Below are 21,220 nucleotides of genomic sequence, written 5' to 3' on the forward strand. Positions count from 1 at the left end.
TTAATGTTTGAGCTACATCAGGTTTTTCTTTTGCAATTTTTTGAATTTCTCCAATTAATGCTTCATTGGTAGCACCAGTATAAAAACCACTACCAGGTTTATTTCCTGCCATACGAGCAGATACTTCAGCGACTACACCATGGGCTATCGCTTTTGCAGCTTTACCTTCTTTAGAGGTTGGATTCCAATTATGTAATTGGCCAAAGGCTTCTTTTGCAAATAGTTTAGATAATTCTTGACGTTCTTCAATTTTCTTTTTATCAAAGATTTCATCAAGCTTATTCAAGCTATCTTTTGTATCTCGGGACAGTGTTTGCATATTAAAGTTAGCGTCTCGTACTTCTATTGTACCATTTGAAATAGCAGATGTTGTAGTAGAAGAAGCCGATTTGCTAGAATCTGGCAACAGATTAGGTAATTTCCCTAATGTATTCCACACGGCATCTTGCCCTGCTTTACTAAGGTTCTTAAAATTACCAACGTGATTATAGCTCATACCTACATTACGAGATGTATATTCTGCCGTATTTTCAATATCTTTAACAACTAATGATCCAGTAGAAAGTTTATTTTTATTAGAGTTTGCTGTACTATCTATAACAGCTCCTGTTAATGATGTTGTTTCAGCCGTGTTAATTGCAAATCCACCGTCACCTGCATAAATACCAGCTTGATCAGTAACACTCGCATAATCACTTTTCATTTTACCTTTGCTTGAACTCATAGATACATTACTTAGAGAACCCGCATTTGTAGATACACTAAACCCTTTATTAGAGCTTTCACCTACATATGTCTTTGTATCTTGTAAGCTTTCAATAGAAAGATTGCCACCTACGTTTGCTGTTACAGATTTACCAATTACCTTGGAACCACTGATATGGGTATCCTTTCCTGATGTAATAGTAACAGCATCCGAACCTACAACAGTAGTACCAGTATGTGTTGTTACCTTTGTATTACCCTTTTGTTTTGCAGCATTAGCACTTGCATCAAATCCAAGTATACCGCCACCAGCAACACTTATATTAGCCCCAACAGACCAGCCTTTACTTTTGGCGTTTTCAAGCGTTTCACTTGTATTTGTTGCCGCTTGTAAAGATACATCATTGGAAGCCACTAGTTTGACTGTTTTACCTGAAATTGTTTCACCAACAGCTTTAATATTTCCTTTGATAGAGTCTGCACTATTAGCCTCAATGGTAATATCTCCATTACTTTCCATAGAGCCCCCATCAAATGTATTTGCCTCATAAGAGGACTCACTTCGACTACTACTAGAGCCAATACTTACACGAATATTTACAAGATTATCTGCTTTAGCACGTTTCTTAGCTTTATATCCAGCTTGATCATTTTCTAAATCTGCTAACTGGGTGTTACCTTTTTGTACTAATGCATTTCCCTTTGTATCTTTTAATTTTGCAGTTTCCTTTAACTGTTCTTTTGATACATCACTCAAATTAGTACTACCAATCCCTGTTGCTTTATAGAGATCAAATTTAGCAGATTCCTTTAAAGCAACTCCATCTCGAATGGCTTGACGACCTTCTTTATAAATATTGCCAGCGGTATAATTAGAATAATCATATATATTAGCAGCTGCTGTTTTAAGCTCTTTACCTGCTTCCATATATTCTAGTGCAGCCAAACGCTTATCTTCACGACCTTTAGCTTTTTGTTGTAACCCATACGCGGTATTAATAGCATTTGCAACAGAGCCTCCAAGACTCACCGTAAGACCAGAAGATTTATATTCATGACTTTCTTTAGAAAGGTAATGATTTTCCTTACCATCTAATAGTATATCTTGACCACTAAGTCTAATACCTTTATCCGCTATAACATCTGTCGTAGTCAAATGAACTGTATCACCAGCTTGTACAGTAACCTCACCATTAGTAGATCCTAGAGTGGTTGCTTTATGAGTCGTTTCATCGATAGAGTAGTTATCTTTAGATTGTTTTTTACCAATCATGATACCCATGCCAGCACCCATAATACCAGATTTTTTTACATCTTTAGATGCGGTACTTAGCGTATGCTCTGCTGCTGCATTAGTTATTACATTATGACCGGCTAATACAGATGTTCCCGCAGTACTCACTACATTAGAGGATGTAAGTGCCACATCATTATTAGCACCCACCACAACAGTATGACCACTAACGGTACTCATTAATGCATGTTTAGATTCATCATGAGTCTTAATTTTAGTTTCTTTCTTATTAAGGAACCCTTTTTCTTTATAGGATAACGCAAAGGCATCCTTAGATTCACTATATCCATTTTCAATGGATACGTCATGTTCACCGATCACTTTTACAGCACCGGACTCACTACTAACAGTCAGATTACGAGCCTTGATATCATTTTTGGCGACAATAGATACATTTCCACCAGCCTCTATTGTCGTTCCAAATTCAGTTTGACGATAGGTTCGTAAATAATTATCCCCATCTTGAGTCATATCTTTTTTAGCAGTAAGAGTATCTGTAGTACTATTAATATCACGTCCAGCTGTAATAGTGATAGCACCTTCTTTACCCAATGCTTCGATAGTTGCACCACCTAGGTTTACATCATTGCCAGCAGAGACAATCATAACGCCTTTGTCGCCAGTTACAGCGATACCTGCTGTTTTATGTATTACATCTTGGTTTGTTAAATGTTCAATGGAATTGTTAAAAGTGATATTCTTTTTGGCTTGTAGTTCTACAGCATCACGACCAATAATTTGTCCTTGTTGGTAAATAGTTGTATCCGATTGTAACCCAATTTTTCCTGCATTAATTTGACCACTATTAATGATATCTTGATCAGATGCAAGAATGACTGTTTTACCTTGAATAGCACCTTCATTACGAATACTGTTTTTTGCATTCATAACCAATGTATTAGCACTTATTAATGTTCCATCATTATGCAACTGTAAGCCATGACTTTGTTTAAGATATACTTTAGGATAGATTACCTCAACAGGTTTCCCCTCTACCATAACAACATCTTTTACAAGCCAGACCATATCACTAGTGAGACTAGCTGCTTGTTCTGCCGTCAGCGCTACACCTGGAGCAATACCATGTTGCTTAGCATAGGCAATACCTGCATCCATGAGCGCTTTAAATTGACTTTCGTCATCTGTATACCCATCAAGGAATCTATACCCTGTTCCAGATACAATCTGCTGTCTAACCAAGGTCTGCTCATACAAACCATCACCTAGTCGTTTTTCAATATTTTCAGGCTTTGTTTTCATCTCTCGATACATATAATCGGAGGATAAAAAAGCTTTTTTATTCGTAAATTGCGGATCTGTTTCAACTACATAGTTAGCAGTGCTTTCAGGATGTATTCTATGCAAAGATTCTGTAGGCAGCGCCAAAATGTTAGTTCCCGCATTTGGTTTAGATGTATCATTACTACTATCTTGTGCAAATGGATTTAAGAAGTCTTGTACCTCTTTACGGTGATTAGCACCTACCTCACCTTTTGCCTTACCATTTTTATCTTCCTTCTTAGCAACCCCAAGTGCTATTGGGTTTTCTTTATTCACTTGTGGCGTCATAAACACTTGACCCTTATAACCTCTTCGTCTAGATTTATGCGGCCATTTTCGTTTATAGGTATACGATGCTTCTGTAGTGCCAAATGTATTAGTCACTTCTTGATTTTCTTTAGCAACTTGATTAATAGCACCCGTAGTAGTTAATGTACCACCTACAACCATTTGACTATTTTCATTGGTACCATTTCCAGTGAACGACATATTTCCACCAAAGCGTACGACACCTGGTGTACTGTTTTTAACCTCTTCGTTAGAGGTCATTGTTTTAGTACGAATAATAGTATAATCGTCTATTTTTTCATTAGCCACACCAGAAATCTGTTGGTTATATAGTCTAGCCTTTTCATTATGAGCTTTAATTTTATCATTTAATGATGCCAAAATAGGCTTAAACTGCGCATCCCACGCTGCTTGTTCAGGGCCTGCAGTCAAGGGACGCTCCGTCGTCATAGAGGTAATGCCAAACTCCTTGAAAATAGGGTCATCATAGGCATATGATGGTACTTTTGTACCAATATATTCTGCCGGAATGGGCGCTTCGCCAGCCGCTTGTTCTTCAGGTGTAATTTGTTTTACAGTAACATATTCTGCAGCCTCGTATATAGGCATTGGTGCCTTACTACTATGACTATGATAGGCACCATAGCCACTGTTTAACGAGCTAAATTCAGACTTTTTAAACGTTTGGCCTCGCTCGCTATGATCTTTATCTGTAATTAAGATTTGGTCTTCTTGCGCTGTAAGCATAGCATCATTACTTTCACCAGAAAGGCCTTTTTCAATTTCAGGGCTAACACGTTTTGCGGTAAAAGAAGAATTCTTATTTTGGTAGTCTTTACTTCGAATGACACCATTGCCCATTCCGTCAATAGTACCACCAATGTTGTGCAATGTATCATGACCGTCTAGCGTCATAGTACTACCACTATATATAAGAGACTTTTCTCTATTCAAAATAGAGTCCGCCTCAATAGTTACATCTTCTCGACCTGCAATAGTACTCCCTTTATGAGCAGATAATTCCTCTTGTACTAACTTAACAGCTTTTAGTTTTTCATCATATACTTTGGATAGTTCTTTGATTCGGTTCAAATAGTCATCTTGTTCAGTTTTTGATGTAAAAGCTGTCGTATCTACAGCATAGGCTGCTTCAAGCTTATCTTCTGCTGCTTTCATATCTGCCATAGCCGCATCTAATTTAGATTCTAATGCTACATTCTTGCGGTTTTCGAGTACCTTGGTTTGTATCGCTATCTTCCCACCATAAATGCGACCATTCTCTGTATTATGTAGTTCTTTACTATTAATTGTTGTAGTATCACCAGATACAATCACTGCATCAGTATTACGAACGGTACCTGCCTCAACAGATAAGGAACCATTACTTGTAACAGCACCTTGCGTGTTAGCACCAGCTGCAATTGTATTTTTGTTAGTTAAGGTTTCTTCTACCTTAATATGTCCATTTTTAGTGGATGTAATATGCCCTGTATTAGTTAACTCTTTTGTTTCTAATGCTAACTCTCCACCAGAGGCAATAATCTTTGTATTCTGTATAGAGTTTGCTTTGGCCACGAGACTTGTATCGGATTGAAGTGTACCATTAACAGATAGATGACCATTAGCATCTACTGAAACAGACTGAGTTCCTGCCACTACACCATTCAGATTAACACCTACACCAGCTTCAGTGCCAACCATAGTAATATGATTCGCGTACATCCCACCTACTGCTGCCACATCCAAACCAATCGTTGGTTTTGTTTCAACAGTTGAAGCCTCTAACGCTGTAGCCTTTAAGTTGTTAGCATCAATGTGATTTTGTCCTGTACGAGTATTAAGTGTGTTTGCCCAAACACCTGCATTTACATCAATAGTTCGTGCCAAGATAGACACAGAATCTGCACGTTTCCCATCAAGGCCTTTACCTTCAATAGAGACATTTCCTTGTTCTACACGGTAGTTTTGTAAATGTCCAGCACCATCTAATTCTGGTTTACCGGTAGTTAATACAGCATGATTTGTATTAAGGAAGCCCCCTCCATTAACGGTAATTCCATTAGGGTTAGCCACCACAACGGAGGCTTTTTGTCCTGCCACTTCTAAATAGCCATTCATAGATGTCGGTGTATCTGATGTAACTTGATTTACGATAACCTTTGCAGTACCATTCACCATGTTACTATTCCCTTGCACATAACCAGCTAGTTCCGTTTTACTCGTTACATATGAGTTATTTAGAATAGCACCCTGTTTCTCAACATTAAATTGGTCATATTTATTCATAGAGACGCCACCATTAGTAGGTGCCGTAATATTAACCAATGGAATGTGATTAGCTGTTTCCTGAACTAATGGTCGTTCAGTAATAGCAGCATTATTATCCGGCATAATCGGTGCCGCCACTACCAATGATTGAGAGGCGACAAATACACCAAAAGTGAGCCAAGACAGTATCTTTCGTCCCAGCGTACGTCGTTCTTGATTTGTTTTACACATACAACTCTCCAATTATATAAATACTAGCTCAACACATGCTAGTTCAACATATATATAGTCATAATTATATTGAGATTAGAATCTGTACCCTATAGTAAATCCGCTATAAAACTTTTTCGTATGATATCCTTGCGGTTTATATAAAGGGGTACTTACAAATGCATCGACCATGAGCCCTGATGCATAGTTACTCCGTATACCTAATGCTGTACCAGCAATACTTTTCCCAACTAACGATTCTGTACTTTTACCATATACAGCCCCTATATCAAGGCCAAAATATACTTCCATATTAAGCCGCGGAATAACTGAAGATACTTCATTACGTATATACCAGCCACTATCGCCCATAAGTGTATATTCACCATCAAAGCCATAAATACTATATCGATTGCCAATATTAATAGTATCTACACTATACACTCTCTTACCGCCTTGCACCCACTGTCCATGGAATGAAGAGGTAAATGATGCAGGTCGATGTCCCATAATTAATGGTTTACGATAATCTACATCTATAAGCCACATATGATACCTAGATGTAGGACCACCCATGGCAACAGATGCCTTATGCTCAGATTGTGCACCAAGTGCACCTATCCCCCACTGGAATCCTAAACGAGAGTATAGCGTAGCATTTCCAATATATGTACGATTAGAAACACCAAGCTCCATTGAAGTGGTACGTAATGCTTGCACAGGTAGTTCCATATCATTGATAAAGCGATGATTGTGACGTGTGCTAATAGTAATATCAAATGCACGTTTTTCACGTTGTGTACGCGACCAAACATGATTCCATTTCGCCTTCATAGTAGTGGACTTACCGCTATATGTGAAATCATAAGGATTAGATTGAATAGTTTGATGATATCTTGATTTGGAAAAACTAACACTAAACGTATCTTTCCCATGAGGTATCACATAATTAAGACTGGCTGCACGAGTTCCTTTTATACTACCCGAACCACTAAGGTCACCTGACAGCGACATAGTAAAGGTATCATTAGCTCTAAAGGCTTGGTCAAGAGATGCAGTAAAGCTACCTTGATACACACCTGTTGATTCAAGACCACTATTATCGATACTAATTGATCCGTGTACTGGTTTCGCTTGTTTAATCGATAGCTCAATAATAGAAGCACCAACAGATGTACCTGGAAGTAACTTCATTGTTACCGATTGAGATGATACACGTTTCATCTGCTCCAAGCCTTGTTCTACATCTCGGATATTAAGGATATCTCCAGGTCTCACAGAGAAAGCCGTTCGCCAAGGGCCATGAACCGAAGACTCACTATATCGAATATCTTCCACTCGTCCCGGTAGAACCATAAACTGCAACGTGCCAGAATTTACATTTTGTTCAGGAATATATACTTGTGAGGTAACGAACCCTCTATCTAGCAACTTACGTTGAAGGGAATTACGTATATTAGTAATATCTGCTACCGTTACTGTTCTTTGCTCATTTTTACGTGCAAGCTTATGTAAGAAAGCAAATTCCTTAGGTACACCCTCTAACTGAATATGATGAATAAAAAAAGATGCACCATTCTGATTTGAAGGTACGTCTATAGGTGTCGATTCACTAACAACAGTTTCTACGCGCTCAGCATCTAAGCGAAGATTCCGTTCCTGTTGAACTTCTCGGTCTTCTTGTAATTGTTCTTGCTGTGCCATAGGCATAATCGGATTCACTGCATATGCCCCAAAAGGCATAGATGCACCCAATACACCTAGGCTAAGAAGAACTAAGCGTTTTATCTTCACAAAACTCTCCTAAATACATACTCTAACAACACTAATCATGATTAAATCATAATTTTTTCTATCAACAGAATAACATGATTAAAGTTTTTTTATAAATAGTTTTGTCTTATTTGAACATTTCATTTTCATCATTTTAGCTAATTAAATAAAAAAGCAAAAAGCACAGTGCCTATACGCATAAGCACTGTGCTTTCTATATTTGTAGAACTGTATGTATTATTTCGAGTACAATTCGACGATAAGTGTTTCGTTAACTTCGATAGGAAGTTCTTCACGTTGAGGAAGACGAGTGAAAGTAGCTTTGAAGCCTTCCAAGTCTTTTTCAATGTAAGGAAGTTCGAAAGAACGAAGTTCTTGGAAATTAGTTTTGAACATTTCGTTATCGCGGGAAGCTTCACGAAGTTCAATAACGTCACCTGGTTTGCAGGAGTAGGATGGAATGTCTACACGACGACCATTTACCAAAATGTGGCCATGGTTTACCATTTGACGAGCTTGACGAATGGAGTTACCGAAGCCGATGCGGTATACAAGGTTATCAAGACGTTGTTCCAAAAGGATCAACATGTTTTGACCTGTAACACCTTGCATTTTTTTCGCTTTATCATAATAGCGTACGAACTGGCGTTCTAGCAAGTTGTAGTAAGCTTTAACTTTTTGTTTTTCTAATAATTGTGTGCCATACTCAGACATTTTTTTCTGACGTTGGTCTTTTTTGACGCGATTCAAGGCTTTTGCGTGACCGAATACGTTCACACCAAAGCGACGACAAAGTTTGAATCGAGCCTCTCTTCTCGTTGCCATGTGATTATCACCTCATAAATTAATATATACTTGTACCACGACATAAAGGTACTTAGTAATAATATCACTTCTTATGCCCCTATGTCAATTAGTTCTACCTATAAATAGCATGTGCAAAGCAGATTCTTTCGCCATACTATTTATCATTATTTTTACTCACCTATCATAGCATTAGAAACGAAATTTCTTATAAAAGAACCGCTCTATATCTATTCTAATTAATTCATCGCCTTTTATAGATTTAGATGAAAAAATACTTATAGTATGCTACAATACAATTAATATAGGTAATAAGTAGTAATGTGAGGTTTTTATTATAATCGGAGTACCGAAATGAAAGAATTACCAACCATGCAAGAGCTACAAAGTTTTATTACATATAATAAAACAGGTAGCTTTACACTAGCAGCACAAACGATGAATATCACCCAATCTGCTTTCAGTGCGCAAATGAAAAAATTAGAACGACTTGTAGGCGTTAAATTAATTTCTCGCTCCACCCGCGGCAGTCGTTTGACGCCAGAAGGTGAACTATTCCTGCCTGAAGCAGAACTCGTATTGGACACATTGGAGAGAGCCATACAATCCATCCGTTTAGCTAGCAAAGTTGAACGCCCTATCCTAAACATCGGCGTTCTTCGTAGCCTCGGCGACATTCGCCTCAACGGATATGTATCGCATTTCTTTGAAAACCATCCTGAATTTTCTGTATCTATTTACGATATGGAAGAAGAAGAGCTATTGCTCGATTTACGAGAAAATCGTATCGATATTGCCCTTCTCTATTTACCAAATAATAAGGACATGTCCTTATATGAATCAAAAGCGCTACGGGAAGATGAATTTGTATATTATGCGCCAAAATTGATTGATCAAGTTAAAGAAGCTACGTTAAAATCAATTCAACAATTCCCACTTTTAATGTATCCACCTAAATATTTTATGTACCGTACATTAAAAGCATATGTAGGTAATGGTCAACAAAATCTACACATCCGTGGTAGCCGCTTATCTAATCCGTACACAATGATCGATTATTGTGGTAAGAATGAATCTGGTTGCATCGTAGCGCGTCAAATTCTCGACGCCCTCAACATAACTACTGGCTATTTACCATTAGAAAAACCATTTAAGTTACAAGTATGTTTCGCATACAAGAAAAATAATTCTAAAACTGAAACGATGCATACATTTATGGACTATGTCCATCAGGAATCCCCTGCGAGATTATAATACTCAATCCCTCGTTTTAATAGCGAGGGATTTTTATTGTTTTCAAACTCAATAATCTACTACTGACAGGGTACAATAACCATGATACACTAATATGAGATTTATAATCATTGTGAGGTATATATGTTATTATCTATATTCTATTTTTTATTAGCCGGTATCGCCGAAATTGGCGGTGGATATCTCGTCTGGCTCTACATGCGCGATGATAAAAGTCCTCTATATCTACTAGCGGGCGCCATTATCTTAATCTTGTACGGTATAATTCCTACATTTCAACCAGAGGCCAGCTTCGGCAAGGTCTATGCTGCATACGGTGGCGTATTTATTGCCCTCTCCATCCTATGGGGTTGGCTTGTTGATGGATTGCGCCCCGACATGTATGACATCATCGGCGGTCTTGTATGCCTAGTTGGTGTTTATATCATCATGTATGCACCACGATAAATTTCATACACAATATGATATTAATAACTATGCTGAAAGCGACACATAGTGTCGCTTTTTGTATTTATATCACACCTAAATCGATAACACAAAAAAGCAGTTATCCGAAGATAACTGCTTTAGCTTGGTGGACGATGACAGGATCGAACTGCCGACATCCTGCTTGTAAGGCAGGCGCTCTCCCAGCTGAGCTAATCGTCCATGTGGTGACCCGTCCGGGAATCGAACCCGGGATACCGCCGTGAAAGGGCGGTGTCTTAACCGCTTGACCAACGGGCCATGATATGAATTGGCTCCCCGAGTAGGACTCGAACCTACGACCGATCGGTTAACAGCCGATTGCTCTACCAACTGAGCTATCGAGGAATAATATAGTGATTATTATAAAGGAACATATCGATAATAGCAAGGGGAAATGTTATAAAAAGTTAAAAATTTTTAGCATATGCTATAACTAAAACACATAATAGACAGAGCTTGAGGAATGATAAAATAATTTGATGAGATAGTCATAAAAAACGATAATTATATATATTGGTGAGAAATCCACTAATTAAGCGTGTTTTTGTGTATATGAACTCCTTGATGAATAGGGGAGTTAGTAAATTAATTGTATTGAAGATAATCGTTATACATACTCATAATTAAAATCTTTTTATATAAAAATGATAGATAATCTCATTAAAGAAAGCAATATATTTTATGGTTAGAACACATATTGATTGGAAACGAACCATATACAATAATATAATGTGATATTTATTACAGTTATATAGCCTTTTATTAGAGTTAAGCTACTATTTTTAATATTATCAAAGTGCATAAAAAAGGTATAATTAATCATTGAAAATAATTATCAAATCGATAAATTTCATTGAGAAAACTGTATAGGTAAAGCGTTGAAAGGCCTTCGGTAGTGTGCTAGTATGGAGTCATAGAGTTAATCTTAGCTTAACACTTTGAGAATAAATGTATCTCATTGTATTAGAGTTAATATCTAATTATTTTCCTGAGGAGGGATTATCTTGCGCGAGATTCAAGTATCTGAAATCACAAAAACAGTCCGTCAAATGTGTATGGACGCAGCTTACCACTTGCCAAAAGACATCTATGAAGGCTTGAAAAAAGGCCGTGAAACAGAAGAGTCTCCAGTTGGTTGCATCGTTCTCGATCAAATCATCAAAAATGCAGAAATTGCTGATGCTGAAGATCGTCCATACTGCCAAGATACTGGTATGACTATGGTATTCTTAAAAGTTGGTCAAGATGTTCATTTCGTTGGTGGTGATCTTACAGAAGCTATCAATGCTGGTGTTGCAGCTGGTTATGTTGAAGGTTATCTTCGTAAATCCGTTGTAGCTGAACCATTGTTCAATCGTAAAAATACACAAAATAACACACCTGCAATCATCTATACTGAAATCGTTCCTGGCGATAAAGTAGATATTCAAGTAGAATTAAAAGGTTTCGGTTCTGAAAATAAATCCGATGTAGCTATGCTCGTACCTGCTGATGGTGTGGAAGGCGTTAAAAATGCAGTCCTTGAAATCGTAAAACATGCAGGTCCTAACCCATGCCCTCCAATTGTACTCGGCATTGGTATTGGCGGTACTATGGACCAAGCAGCTGTTATGTCCAAAAAAGCGTTGCTTCGTGACATTAGCGTACCTCATAAAGATGCAGACTATGCAAAATTAGAAGAAGAAATCATGGAAATGGTTAACAAAACTGGTATTGGACCACAATTGGGTGGCACTACAACTTGTATCGGTGTAAACATCGAATGGGGTGCAACTCACATCGCAGGTCTTCCTGTTGCAGTTACTATCATGTGCCATGCTGCTCGTCATGCTCACGTAGTACTTTAATCGATAGGAGGTAATTACAATGGCTGAATCAATTCGCATTAATACTGAAGAATATAATGAAGAGTTTTCCCGCAAATTAAAAGTTGGTGATAGCGTTCTTATCACTGGTAAAATTTACTCCGCTCGTGACGCTGCTCATAAAGTTATGACTGAAGCTTTAGCGCGTGGTGAAAAATTACCAATCGACTGGACAAATAAATTCGTTTATTATCTTGGACCAACACCTGCAAAACCTGGTGATCCAATTGGTTCCGCTGGTCCTACAACTTCCGGTCGTATGGATGCTTACACACCAACAATGCTTGACCAAGGTATCAAAGGCATGATTGGTAAAGGTTCCCGTAAACCAGAAGTAGTTGAATCCATGAAGAAAAATGGTTGCACATACTTCGCAGCAGTTGGTGGCGCTGCAGCATTGATTGCAAAATCCATCAAAAAATACGAAGTACTTGCTTATGGTGAACTTGGTCCAGAAGCTTTGGCTGAATTGACAGTTGAAGATTTCCCTTGCATCGTAGTTGGCGATACTGAAGGTAACAACTTCTACGAACAAGGCCAAAAACCTTACAGAAAAATCTAATATCACCACTGAGTGATTGGAAGAGGCTTGCTTTAGCGAGCCTCTTTTTTGTATTTCAAACTAGTAACATATACAATAGATTAATTTATCATAAGAATTTCACGCATATGTCCTATAGTTTGGTCTATAAAAGACATATGATTTATGATAATATATTTATAGATTTGAATATTAAAAAGGGGCGATATCATGCATTCTATTGAAACAATTAGACAAGAAGTACATACTGCTATGGAAGAACTCTTAACAGTAGCAAAGGTACACGAAGGACAGCTATTTGTAGTGGGATGTTCTACAAGTGAGATTTGTGGTAAAAAGATTGGCACTGATTCTCATGAGGATGTAGCAGCTGTTGTATTTGATGAGATTTATAAAGCCGTTAGCGAACGAGGTTTATATCTTGCTGTACAATGTTGTGAACATTTAAATAGAGCCCTTGTAATGGAACGTGAGGCTATGACTTGGGAAGAGGAATGTAATGTTGTTCCTCAATTGCATGCTGGTGGCGCTATGGCTATGACGGCGTATAACCGCTTTAAGGATCCTGTAATTGTTGAATTTATACAAGCAGATGCGGGAATCGATATAGGAGATACTTTCATTGGTATGCATATGAAACATGTAACGGTTCCTGTACGATTAAGCTTAAAAGAAATTGGGGAAGCGCATGTGACAGCTTGTCGTGTTCGCCCTAAGAGTATCGGCGGTATCCGTGCGGTATATAATGACGCATTATTATAAGAGGAGAATGTAATGTCAACGTTTATCCCATATGTCGTATTGGCCGTTGTCGTACTTGGTTTCTTTGGAGTATGCTATGCGGTATTTAATAAAAGTGAAAGTAACAGTGACGCGCATTCTGTAATATCAAAGCCTCCAAAAACATCACGTCCAGGGCGTTTGTATGAACAAGAAAAGGTACATATAACACCTCGGGAAACACATGATGGTGTTGATGTATATGAGGCTCATGTTGATGAACAAACATCTGTTAGTAAGGGTACTATTCAATTACATAATCCTGTAGAACAACATGATTTTGAGAATTCTGTTACCGCAGAACCTATTGTTACAGAACCCGTTGTTGCAGAACCTATTGATGCAGTGACTGATACAGAAAAAACGATGGAAATTCCTGCTGTTGAATCTTCTACAGAGGATACTATTGCATTAGGCGAGTCTCCTGATGTAATGGACGAAACACGATGCTTTGATGCTGATGCAACGCAGATGTTTGGCAGTGAAAATAGTGAAATTGTAAATCCACAAGGTCCATCTGCATTAGAAGAAACACGCATGTTTAATGCCGATGAAATTAATGAACATTTATCCAACAAAGAAGAGGATGAGCCAGAACCAATTGGTCCATGGGCACAGGCTGCACAAGAGGATAAACGCGTAGCCCTTGCAATTGAACCATTTGCTCATGCTTTCGGTGTCGTTCATGGTGATGCTATGCAATTCGTTGCAGATATTACGCGGGATGCATTAGCCGTTTTGGGCATTACGAAATTAAGCGAAGTTAAATTACTATTGCAAAATATCGTAATTCAAGAAGCATTATTGGCTATGCAAAAAGCCTATGCAGGATCTCCAACGACTTGGATGAAAACAGCTGCGCTAGAAGCCTTTTCCGATGTGGTTCAATCGCCTAAGTCGAGTACACCGTACTTAGTAGCTTTTGATGCATTGCGCGTTTTGCCCCATCTTACATTAGGACACTTTCAAGTGATGGCGTTAACATTATTATTACAATACTCTCGTAATTCTAATAACTATGGACGTATTCATTTCCAACATTATGTGGAAAAATATATCGAACCATTTATTTCGGATTTGCCTCATGACTCATCGTTTTATCGTCAGCTAGATTATTTACGTTGTACTCAGCAAGAACGTGAGTCCGTAACATTGACCCAATTATTGAGTAATTCCTATCCGTTTGTATTTAACTATCGTGGCTTTACAAAGGAAGAGTTATTCCGTGCTACTGATGGCCGTGGCGTAGATCCACGATTTGTGGTGCGCAGCCTAAACTCTAATCTTTATAAATTGGCTGTCGTCGATGAATCCTTGGCACAACGCTTCTTTAGAGAGGCTCGCATCTCTGATCCAATGGTGCAACGTGATCTCATAGCTTTGATGAAGAGTAAACCTACTGCATTTAGAGGGGAAGAGGCTCGTCAAATCATGGACGATATTAGTCCGGTTCTTTCTGATTTGGCTCGCGTCTATGATGAAAGTCCTATGTGTTCTATTTCTCTTACATTACTTGGTCTCTATTTAGGTCGAGCTCATGTGAAAGCAACCATTGGGGAAGAATTTGATTTATCTCATTGGTTCTAATTCATACATATATACAATAAACCGCCTAAGGCTATGCCTAGGCGGTTTTGTGTTGCGTGCACGATGTATTTAATTGTTAAATCCAAATTCTACAATTTGTTGAGGGTCTAATAATGTAACATGGCGGCCGTTGATTTCAATGATACCCTCGTCGCGCAATCTTCCAAGCTCACGGCTTAACGCAGTACGTGAAACGTTGAGAGCTTCCGCCATTTGTTCGCGATTATGAGGTAACACCAGTTTTTCACTGTGTTGCATCGTGTATATATCTGTAAGATATGCGTAAATTTTTTCACGCATGCCCTTTAATGTTAAATAATGAACTTTTTTGGTAAGAAGCAATGCTTTTTCCGATAAATCCTCTAATAGATTAGAAAGGATTTTGGTTTGGCATTGATGGCAATCCGGTAATGTTTCGATAAATGTTTCGAGTGGTATAAACATAATTTTTGTTGGCTTTAATGCTTTTATGGTGGCTGGCCAAAGTGGATGCTTACTAAATAGCAAGGCTTCCCCAAAAATAGAGGATGCCTCTAAATTGGCCATGATAACTCGTTGGCCTAGCACATTTTCACGCGTAAGAAGAGCACTGCCTTCCAAGATAACGCCAATTCCTTCCATAGGATCTCCTGAAATAGCGATAAAGTCGTTCTTTTTATAATTCTTTACAATTACTTTTGCATTATGTAAGTAGCTCGTTAATTCTGGTATACCCAATGTGTTGAATAGGGGGCAAGCTGTTAAGATTGGTAAGTATTGTTTGATAATGTCATCGGATAGAACTTGTTTAATCATGTGTACCTCCTAATATAGTATATAGCTATTTTAGCCCGAATTATACATCGTATGGTGTGATGCTTTTTATAGGTAATTTGTAATGAGTATTGTAAAATGATTATATATGCTCTTGTGAGCAGCCTGTTCCAAAAGAAGAGTCAGGAAATTTTTGAAAAAGTTTTTTTATTGTTGCTCAAGCTACAGAAATTGTATCACCTTTACGTTATACTTTCAATGTAATCAATCAGACACCTGATAATTCATCAGTGTAATGTATAGGTTTTATATTATCTAGCTTGAATGCGAGGAAGTCTCGCAAAGGAGGATTTTTAAATGAGCATGTTCTGTTATCAATGCGAACAATCTGCAGCACCAGGCGGCTGTACTGTACAAGGTGTATGTGGTAAAACTGCACCAGTTGCTAATTTACAAGACGAATTAACTGCTGCTTTAGTTGGTTTAGCACGCGCTTTAGACGTAAAAGGCCAAACTAAAGAAGGCGTTGACTATTTAATGCGCGGTTTGTTCATGTGTGTAACAAACGTAAACTTCTCTGAAGACCGCGTTCAAGAATTCATCGACGAAGTAAACGCTTATCATGCAAAAATCGATAGCGCAGCTCAAAACTTCGATTGGGAACAATTGTGGAAAGGTGAAGAAGATATCGTATCCCTTCGTTCCACATTATTGTTAGGTATGCGTGGTATGGCTGCGTATGCATGGCATGCTGCACGCCTTGGTTTCCATGATCCTGAAGTTGATGCTTGGTTCATCAAAGGCATGGTAGAATTCGCTAAAGACCACAGTGCTGAAGAATGGTTGAACTTGTTGATGGAATTCGGTCAAATCAACTTGAAATGCATGGCTATTCTTGATAAAGCTAACACTGAAACATATGGTACTCCAGTACCAACTACAGTACCTTTGACTGTAGAACCAGGTCCTTTCATCGTTGTAACTGGTCATGACCTTCACGACTTGAATCAATTGTTGGAACAAACTGATGGTAAAGGTGTAAACATCTATACTCATGGTGAAATGTTACCTTGCCACGCTTACCCTGAATTGAAAAAACATCCTCAATTGAAAGGTAACTTCGGTACTGCATGGCAAAATCAACAAAAAGAATTCGTTGACGTTCCTGGCGCATTCTTGTTCACTACAAACTGCATTATGCCACCAAAAGAAAACTACAGAGCTAATATCTTCACTACAGATATGGTAGGTTTCGACGGCTGTGCACACGTAGAAGAAAAAGCTGATGGCACTAAAGACTTCTCCGCTGTTATTGAACGCGCTATCGAATTGGGCGGCTACAAAGAAGCTCAAGAATTCACTGGCATCAACGGTGGTCACGAAGTAACTACTGGTTTCGGTCACGGTACAGTATTGGGTATTGCTGATAAAGTAATCGATGCTGTAAAAGCTGGCGCAATCAAACACTTCTTCTTAGTTGGTGGTTGTGACGGTGCTAAAGTAGGCCGTAACTACTACACAGAATTCGTAAAACAAACTCCAGATGATACTGTAGTATTGACATTGGCTTGCGGTAAATTCCGCTTCAACGACCTTAACATCGGTGAAATCGGTGGTATCCCTCGTATCCTTGATATGGGTCAATGTAACGATGCTTACTCCGCTATTCAAGTAGCAGTAGCTTTGGCTGGTGCATTTGAATGTGACGTAAACGACTTGCCATTAACATTGGTATTGTCTTGGTACGAACAAAAAGCAGTATGTATCTTGTTAACATTGTTGGCATTGGGTATCCGCAATATCTACATCGGACCTTCCTTGCCTAAATTCTTCTCCAGCAATGTATTGAACATTTTGGTAGAAAAATTCCAATTACATCCAATTACAACTCCAGAAGCTGATATGAAAGCTATCTTGGGCTAATCGGATTAAAACCTGATAACAGCGGCCCTAATCCCCTCTCTCTTATATGATTCGGGTTGTTGCTATATAAATTAGGCTATGCCATCTTCGGATGGTATAGCCTTTTTTGTCGTAAAAATAAATACGACATATGGTCTTGTACTATGGGGATTTGCGATTATTTTCTTGGCTGAGTTATATTAATAGTTAATTAATAAAATAGAGGTATGTTTGTCATAAGTGGACAAACATACCTCTATTGTGTATATAGACATCTATGAATATTGATTGCTATACTATAGATAAGAATTAGATTATATCTTTATTTATATATGCATAGAGGTTCATTATGAACAGTATTTTTGATATTATCGGCCCTGTTATGATTGGCCCATCTAGTTCGCATACCGCTGGTGCAGCACGGCTTGGCAAGATGGCTCGTTGTATATTTGGGAATACGCCGAAGAAGGTTGAAATGACCTTGTATGGGTCGTTTGCAAAAACATATAAAGGGCATGGTACAGATCGTGCCTTATTAGGTGGTTTATTAGGCTTTAAAGAGGATGATAAACGCATCCGCAATGCAAAGGAACTCGCTGATGAAGCAGGTTTAGACTATACTTTCATCGAATCACCACTCGATATAGGCCATCCGAATGTAGTTAAGTTTGATTTATACGGCGACCATAATCGTCATATGTCCGTTGTAGGTCGTTCGATTGGTGGTGGTCAAATCATGATCACCGAGGTTGATGGCAATGATATGTCCATTACGGGCGATGAATTTACTCTTGTTGTATTCCATGAGGATAGACCAGGTGCAATTTCTCTTATTAGTCAGGCCTTGAGTGAATCGGATATCAACATTGCGTCCATGCGCGTGTTTAGAAAGGGTAAATACAAGGACGCGGTTATGGTGATTACTACAGATTCCGTTGTAAACCCTATTACAGTACAATTTATGCGTGAATGCCCAGGCATCCAAGATGTGATGACCTTTGAGGCCCTATAGGAGGATATGATGAGTTACGAATATGAAACGATAGCTGATATTATCCGCCTTAGCGAAGAGAATAATATATCCTTTGGTGATGTGGTAATGCGCAGTGAGCTAGAACAGTATGATCGTAGTGAAAAGGAAATCGTTAAAGAAATCAAGCATCGATTAAGTATTTTTGAGGCCTCCATTCACGATGGTATGCGTCATTTACAGCGGACTCAATCCAATATGTCTGGTGGAGATGCGGCTCGTTTAATGGAACGAAAACCATTATTCATGAGTGAAACTGCTTATAAGGCGATGTCTTATGCTATTGCGGTCAACGAAGCTAATGCGAAAATGTTCAGAATTGTGGCTTGCCCAACGGCGGGGTCTTGTGGCGTTATGCCTGGCGCCATTCAGGCCGTGGCTGAGCAATACAAACTAGATAGAGATATCTTGGTGAAAGGATTCCTTGCCGCATCAGGCGTAGGGAATGTGGTTGCTAATCGCGCTTGTGTAGCCGGTGCGGTCGGTGGCTGTCAAGCTGAGATTGGTACAGCTGCATGTATGGCGGCAGCTGCCATTGTAGAAATGATGGGCGGTACTGCTCGTCAGGTCGGGCATGCCGTGTCATTGTGTATGAAAAATTTACTAGGCCTTGCGTGTGATCCTGTGGCAGGTCTTGTTGAGGTGCCCTGTGTGAAACGGAATGGCGTGTATGCTGTTCATGCCATTACAGCGGCTGAACTTGCTTTAGCTGGTATTGAGAGCCAAATTCCTACCGATGAGGTAATTGAGGCTATGAATAATATTGGCCGCGCTATGCCTGCAGCCCTTCGCGAAACAAGTGATGGTGGCTTAGCCGTCACTCAAACAGGTCTTGCCATAGCGGAGAAAGTTTGTTCACTATAATTACATATATACAAAAGGTTCACTATTATGAGCATAATCTGCAATGTGCTTATAGTATGTGAGCCTTTTTTCATAACCCTATTTGTAGTACAATAAAAAGATAAATAGAAGGGAGGGTAGATGTATGGAACAAGCTATACGTTTGCTGACAATTTTAGAAGAAGCGGGCTTTGAGGCTTTCATTATTGGCGGCGCTGTGCGAGATATGCTCATGCATGTAAAGCCACACGATTTTGATATCGTTACATCTGCCCGACCTGAACAGGTCATCTCTGTTTTAGGTGATGCGAATATTGAAACTACAGGCATCATAGGTAAGTCCTTCGGTGTGGTAGTGGCCATTGTAGATGGAAAACATTATGAAGTGGCTACGTATCGCAAGGAACGATATGGGGCAGATAGCCATCGCCCTGAAGAAGTCATCTATGCAGATACGCTCGAAGAAGATGTAAAACGTCGCGATTTTACCGTTAATGGTATGGCGATGAATCGCTATAAAGAGGTTATCGACCTAGTCGGTGGGCGCCGAGATATTAAGCATAAGGTTTTGCGCACCATCGGGAATCCAACGGAACGGTTCCAAGAGGATGCACTGCGATTATTTAGAGCTTGCCGATTCGTTGCAAAACTCGATTTTCTTCCGGATAAATCTCTATTAGAGGCCATGCCAAAAGCATTCCACCGTGTATCGGGGCTTTCACTAGAACGAGTGCGCAATGAATTAGACCGGTTATTATTGGAACCAGCAGTTGCAAAAGGGCTAGATGTACTCGTCCAATCGCGCTTGGCAGAATGTTCGTGCCGCGTCGTTGAAAATGGGGCAATTAAAGAGGTTCCTATATTGCCAGAGCTATATCATTTGGTGGGATTGCCTCAAGAAAAGGCGTTTCACGAATTTGATGGATGGTATCATACATTGGCTGTCGTTTCAGAAACGGAACCTGATTTAACCCTTCGTTGGGGCGCCCTATTACATGATGTGGCAAAGGGAATGCCTACCATTAGGCAAGTTATCAATGGACGCTACACCGACCGAGGCCATGATAATCTAGGCGCAGAGATGGCCTATGACCTATTGATTCGTCTCGGCTATAATAAGAAATTTGCTAGTCGCGTTTCGTGGATTGTTAAAAATCACATGCGCTTTCATTTCTTCGTGCAAAATGAAGAGGCAGATGAGAAAAAATGGATGCGCAAGGAAATTCGAAGTGGCGAGTTTAGAGATAGTCAAAGTATGCGGGAAGCATGGTTGCAATTGGCGAAGGTTTGTGCGGCCGACGTCCTTGGTTGTGGTAAGCCATATTCCGTTACTGATGGTACATTGGCGTTCGGGGAATGCATGGCTGATTTAAGCCTAGAAATGCCTGTACATACAAAAGATTTGAACTATGACAACCGCGTTCTAGAAGCCTGTGGCGATAATGTGGCGAAAGGGTTACAATATTTGATGCAACAGGTGCAAAATGGTGTCGTTAACAATACACCGGATGATTTATATGAAGCGCTTATCCATAAGCTGCAGAGGTCATCGAAGTAATATATTGAGTGGGAGA

The 21,220-nt window shown here is 39.1% G+C and carries 14 protein-coding genes and 3 tRNA genes; 10 read left to right on the top strand and 7 right to left on the bottom strand.

The annotated features are described in order from the left end of the window. The 3 genes from HMPREF1504_RS07585 to rpsD form a co-directional block, all read right to left on the bottom strand. Window positions 1-6,067, bottom strand: a 6,067-nt coding sequence (locus tag HMPREF1504_RS07585; RefSeq protein ID WP_038124852.1) for a hemagglutinin repeat-containing protein, incomplete at its 3' end; no start/stop codon positions are given. 75 nt (window positions 6,068-6,142) lie between these two features. Beyond that, window positions 6,143-7,840: a ShlB/FhaC/HecB family hemolysin secretion/activation protein gene (locus tag HMPREF1504_RS07590; protein WP_038124854.1), complete on the bottom strand. Its 1,698-nt coding sequence runs from the start codon at window positions 7,838-7,840 to the stop codon at window positions 6,143-6,145. Window positions 7,841-8,056: 216 nt separating this feature from the next. Beyond that, window positions 8,057-8,644: a 30S ribosomal protein S4 gene (gene rpsD / locus HMPREF1504_RS07595; protein WP_005377187.1), complete on the bottom strand. Its 588-nt coding sequence runs from the start codon at window positions 8,642-8,644 to the stop codon at window positions 8,057-8,059. Between the two features lie 333 nt (window positions 8,645-8,977). Here rpsD and HMPREF1504_RS07600 point away from each other — a divergent pair, with 333 nt between their 5' ends. After that, window positions 8,978-9,877 carry a LysR family transcriptional regulator gene (locus HMPREF1504_RS07600; RefSeq protein ID WP_005377113.1) on the top strand — a complete coding sequence of 300 codons (900 nt, stop codon included), beginning with the start codon at window positions 8,978-8,980 and terminating at the stop codon, window positions 9,875-9,877. Between the two features lie 123 nt (window positions 9,878-10,000). Further along, entirely contained in the window at window positions 10,001-10,324 is a 324-nt protein-coding gene (locus tag HMPREF1504_RS07605) for a YnfA family protein (RefSeq protein ID WP_005381091.1), read from the top strand. Window positions 10,325-10,449: 125 nt separating this feature from the next. On the opposite strand, the gene HMPREF1504_RS07610 is transcribed toward HMPREF1504_RS07605, so the two are convergent. The 3 genes from HMPREF1504_RS07610 to HMPREF1504_RS07620 form a co-directional block, all read right to left on the bottom strand. Continuing rightward, window positions 10,450-10,525 (bottom strand) — tRNA-Val (locus HMPREF1504_RS07610). Window positions 10,526-10,528: 3 nt separating this feature from the next. After that, window positions 10,529-10,603: transfer RNA gene (locus HMPREF1504_RS07615), tRNA-Glu, on the bottom strand. A gap of 11 nt (window positions 10,604-10,614) precedes the next feature. Beyond that, window positions 10,615-10,690: transfer RNA gene (locus tag HMPREF1504_RS07620), tRNA-Asn, on the bottom strand. 659 nt (window positions 10,691-11,349) lie between these two features. Between HMPREF1504_RS07620 and HMPREF1504_RS07625 the strand changes: the two genes are divergently transcribed. From HMPREF1504_RS07625 to HMPREF1504_RS07640, 4 genes are all read left to right on the top strand, one after another. Then, window positions 11,350-12,192: a fumarate hydratase gene (locus HMPREF1504_RS07625; protein ID WP_005377154.1), complete on the top strand. Its 843-nt coding sequence runs from the start codon at window positions 11,350-11,352 to the stop codon at window positions 12,190-12,192. 19 nt (window positions 12,193-12,211) lie between these two features. Beyond that, a complete protein-coding gene (locus HMPREF1504_RS07630; protein WP_005377058.1) occupies window positions 12,212-12,772 on the top strand; it encodes a Fe-S-containing hydro-lyase in 561 nt (186 codons plus the stop codon). A gap of 189 nt (window positions 12,773-12,961) precedes the next feature. Next, entirely contained in the window at window positions 12,962-13,513 is a 552-nt protein-coding gene (locus HMPREF1504_RS07635) for a TIGR01440 family protein (RefSeq protein ID WP_005377059.1), read from the top strand. 12 nt (window positions 13,514-13,525) lie between these two features. Beyond that, entirely contained in the window at window positions 13,526-15,118 is a 1,593-nt protein-coding gene (locus tag HMPREF1504_RS07640; protein WP_005377183.1) for an LPO_1073/Vpar_1526 family protein, read from the top strand. Between the two features lie 69 nt (window positions 15,119-15,187). Here the strand turns inward: HMPREF1504_RS07640 and HMPREF1504_RS07645 are convergent, their stop codons facing one another. Further along, window positions 15,188-15,913 (bottom strand): Crp/Fnr family transcriptional regulator, encoded by a 726-nt coding sequence (locus HMPREF1504_RS07645; protein ID WP_005377136.1) that lies wholly within the window; start codon window positions 15,911-15,913, stop codon window positions 15,188-15,190. A gap of 315 nt (window positions 15,914-16,228) precedes the next feature. On the opposite strand from HMPREF1504_RS07645, the gene hcp reads away from it, so the two are divergent. From hcp to HMPREF1504_RS07665, 4 genes are all read left to right on the top strand, one after another. Continuing rightward, a complete protein-coding gene (hcp, locus tag HMPREF1504_RS07650; protein ID WP_005377073.1) occupies window positions 16,229-17,794 on the top strand; it encodes a hydroxylamine reductase in 1,566 nt (521 codons plus the stop codon). A gap of 328 nt (window positions 17,795-18,122) precedes the next feature. Then, window positions 18,123-18,785, top strand: coding sequence for an L-serine ammonia-lyase, iron-sulfur-dependent subunit beta (gene sdaAB / locus HMPREF1504_RS07655; protein WP_005377063.1), 663 nt, complete (start codon window positions 18,123-18,125; stop codon window positions 18,783-18,785). Window positions 18,786-18,794: 9 nt separating this feature from the next. Next, window positions 18,795-19,667 (top strand): L-serine ammonia-lyase, iron-sulfur-dependent, subunit alpha, encoded by an 873-nt coding sequence (gene sdaAA / locus HMPREF1504_RS07660; RefSeq protein WP_084644756.1) that lies wholly within the window; start codon window positions 18,795-18,797, stop codon window positions 19,665-19,667. A 124-nt stretch (window positions 19,668-19,791) separates the two neighbouring features. Then, window positions 19,792-21,204: a CCA tRNA nucleotidyltransferase gene (locus tag HMPREF1504_RS07665; RefSeq protein ID WP_038124858.1), complete on the top strand. Its 1,413-nt coding sequence runs from the start codon at window positions 19,792-19,794 to the stop codon at window positions 21,202-21,204. Window positions 21,205-21,220: the final 16 nt, after the last annotated feature.

Source organism: Veillonella sp. ICM51a (assembly GCF_000524355.1).
GTDB classification, from domain to species: Bacteria; Bacillota; Negativicutes; order Veillonellales; family Veillonellaceae; genus Veillonella; species Veillonella atypica.

Coding starts and splice junctions, on each gene's coding strand:
- sdaAB (WP_005377063.1), top strand. CDS start 18,123: ATGAACAGTATTTTTGATATTATCGGCCCTGTTATGATTGGCCCATCT.
- HMPREF1504_RS07645 (WP_005377136.1), bottom strand. CDS start 15,913: ATGATTAAACAAGTTCTATCCGATGACATTATCAAACAATACTTACCA.
- HMPREF1504_RS07630 (WP_005377058.1), top strand. CDS start 12,212: ATGGCTGAATCAATTCGCATTAATACTGAAGAATATAATGAAGAGTTT.
- HMPREF1504_RS07635 (WP_005377059.1), top strand. CDS start 12,962: ATGCATTCTATTGAAACAATTAGACAAGAAGTACATACTGCTATGGAA.
- hcp (WP_005377073.1), top strand. CDS start 16,229: ATGAGCATGTTCTGTTATCAATGCGAACAATCTGCAGCACCAGGCGGC.
- HMPREF1504_RS07600 (WP_005377113.1), top strand. CDS start 8,978: ATGAAAGAATTACCAACCATGCAAGAGCTACAAAGTTTTATTACATAT.
- rpsD (WP_005377187.1), bottom strand. CDS start 8,644: ATGGCAACGAGAAGAGAGGCTCGATTCAAACTTTGTCGTCGCTTTGGT.
- HMPREF1504_RS07665 (WP_038124858.1), top strand. CDS start 19,792: ATGGAACAAGCTATACGTTTGCTGACAATTTTAGAAGAAGCGGGCTTT.
- sdaAA (WP_084644756.1), top strand. CDS start 18,795: ATGAGTTACGAATATGAAACGATAGCTGATATTATCCGCCTTAGCGAA.
- HMPREF1504_RS07605 (WP_005381091.1), top strand. CDS start 10,001: ATGTTATTATCTATATTCTATTTTTTATTAGCCGGTATCGCCGAAATT.
- HMPREF1504_RS07640 (WP_005377183.1), top strand. CDS start 13,526: ATGTCAACGTTTATCCCATATGTCGTATTGGCCGTTGTCGTACTTGGT.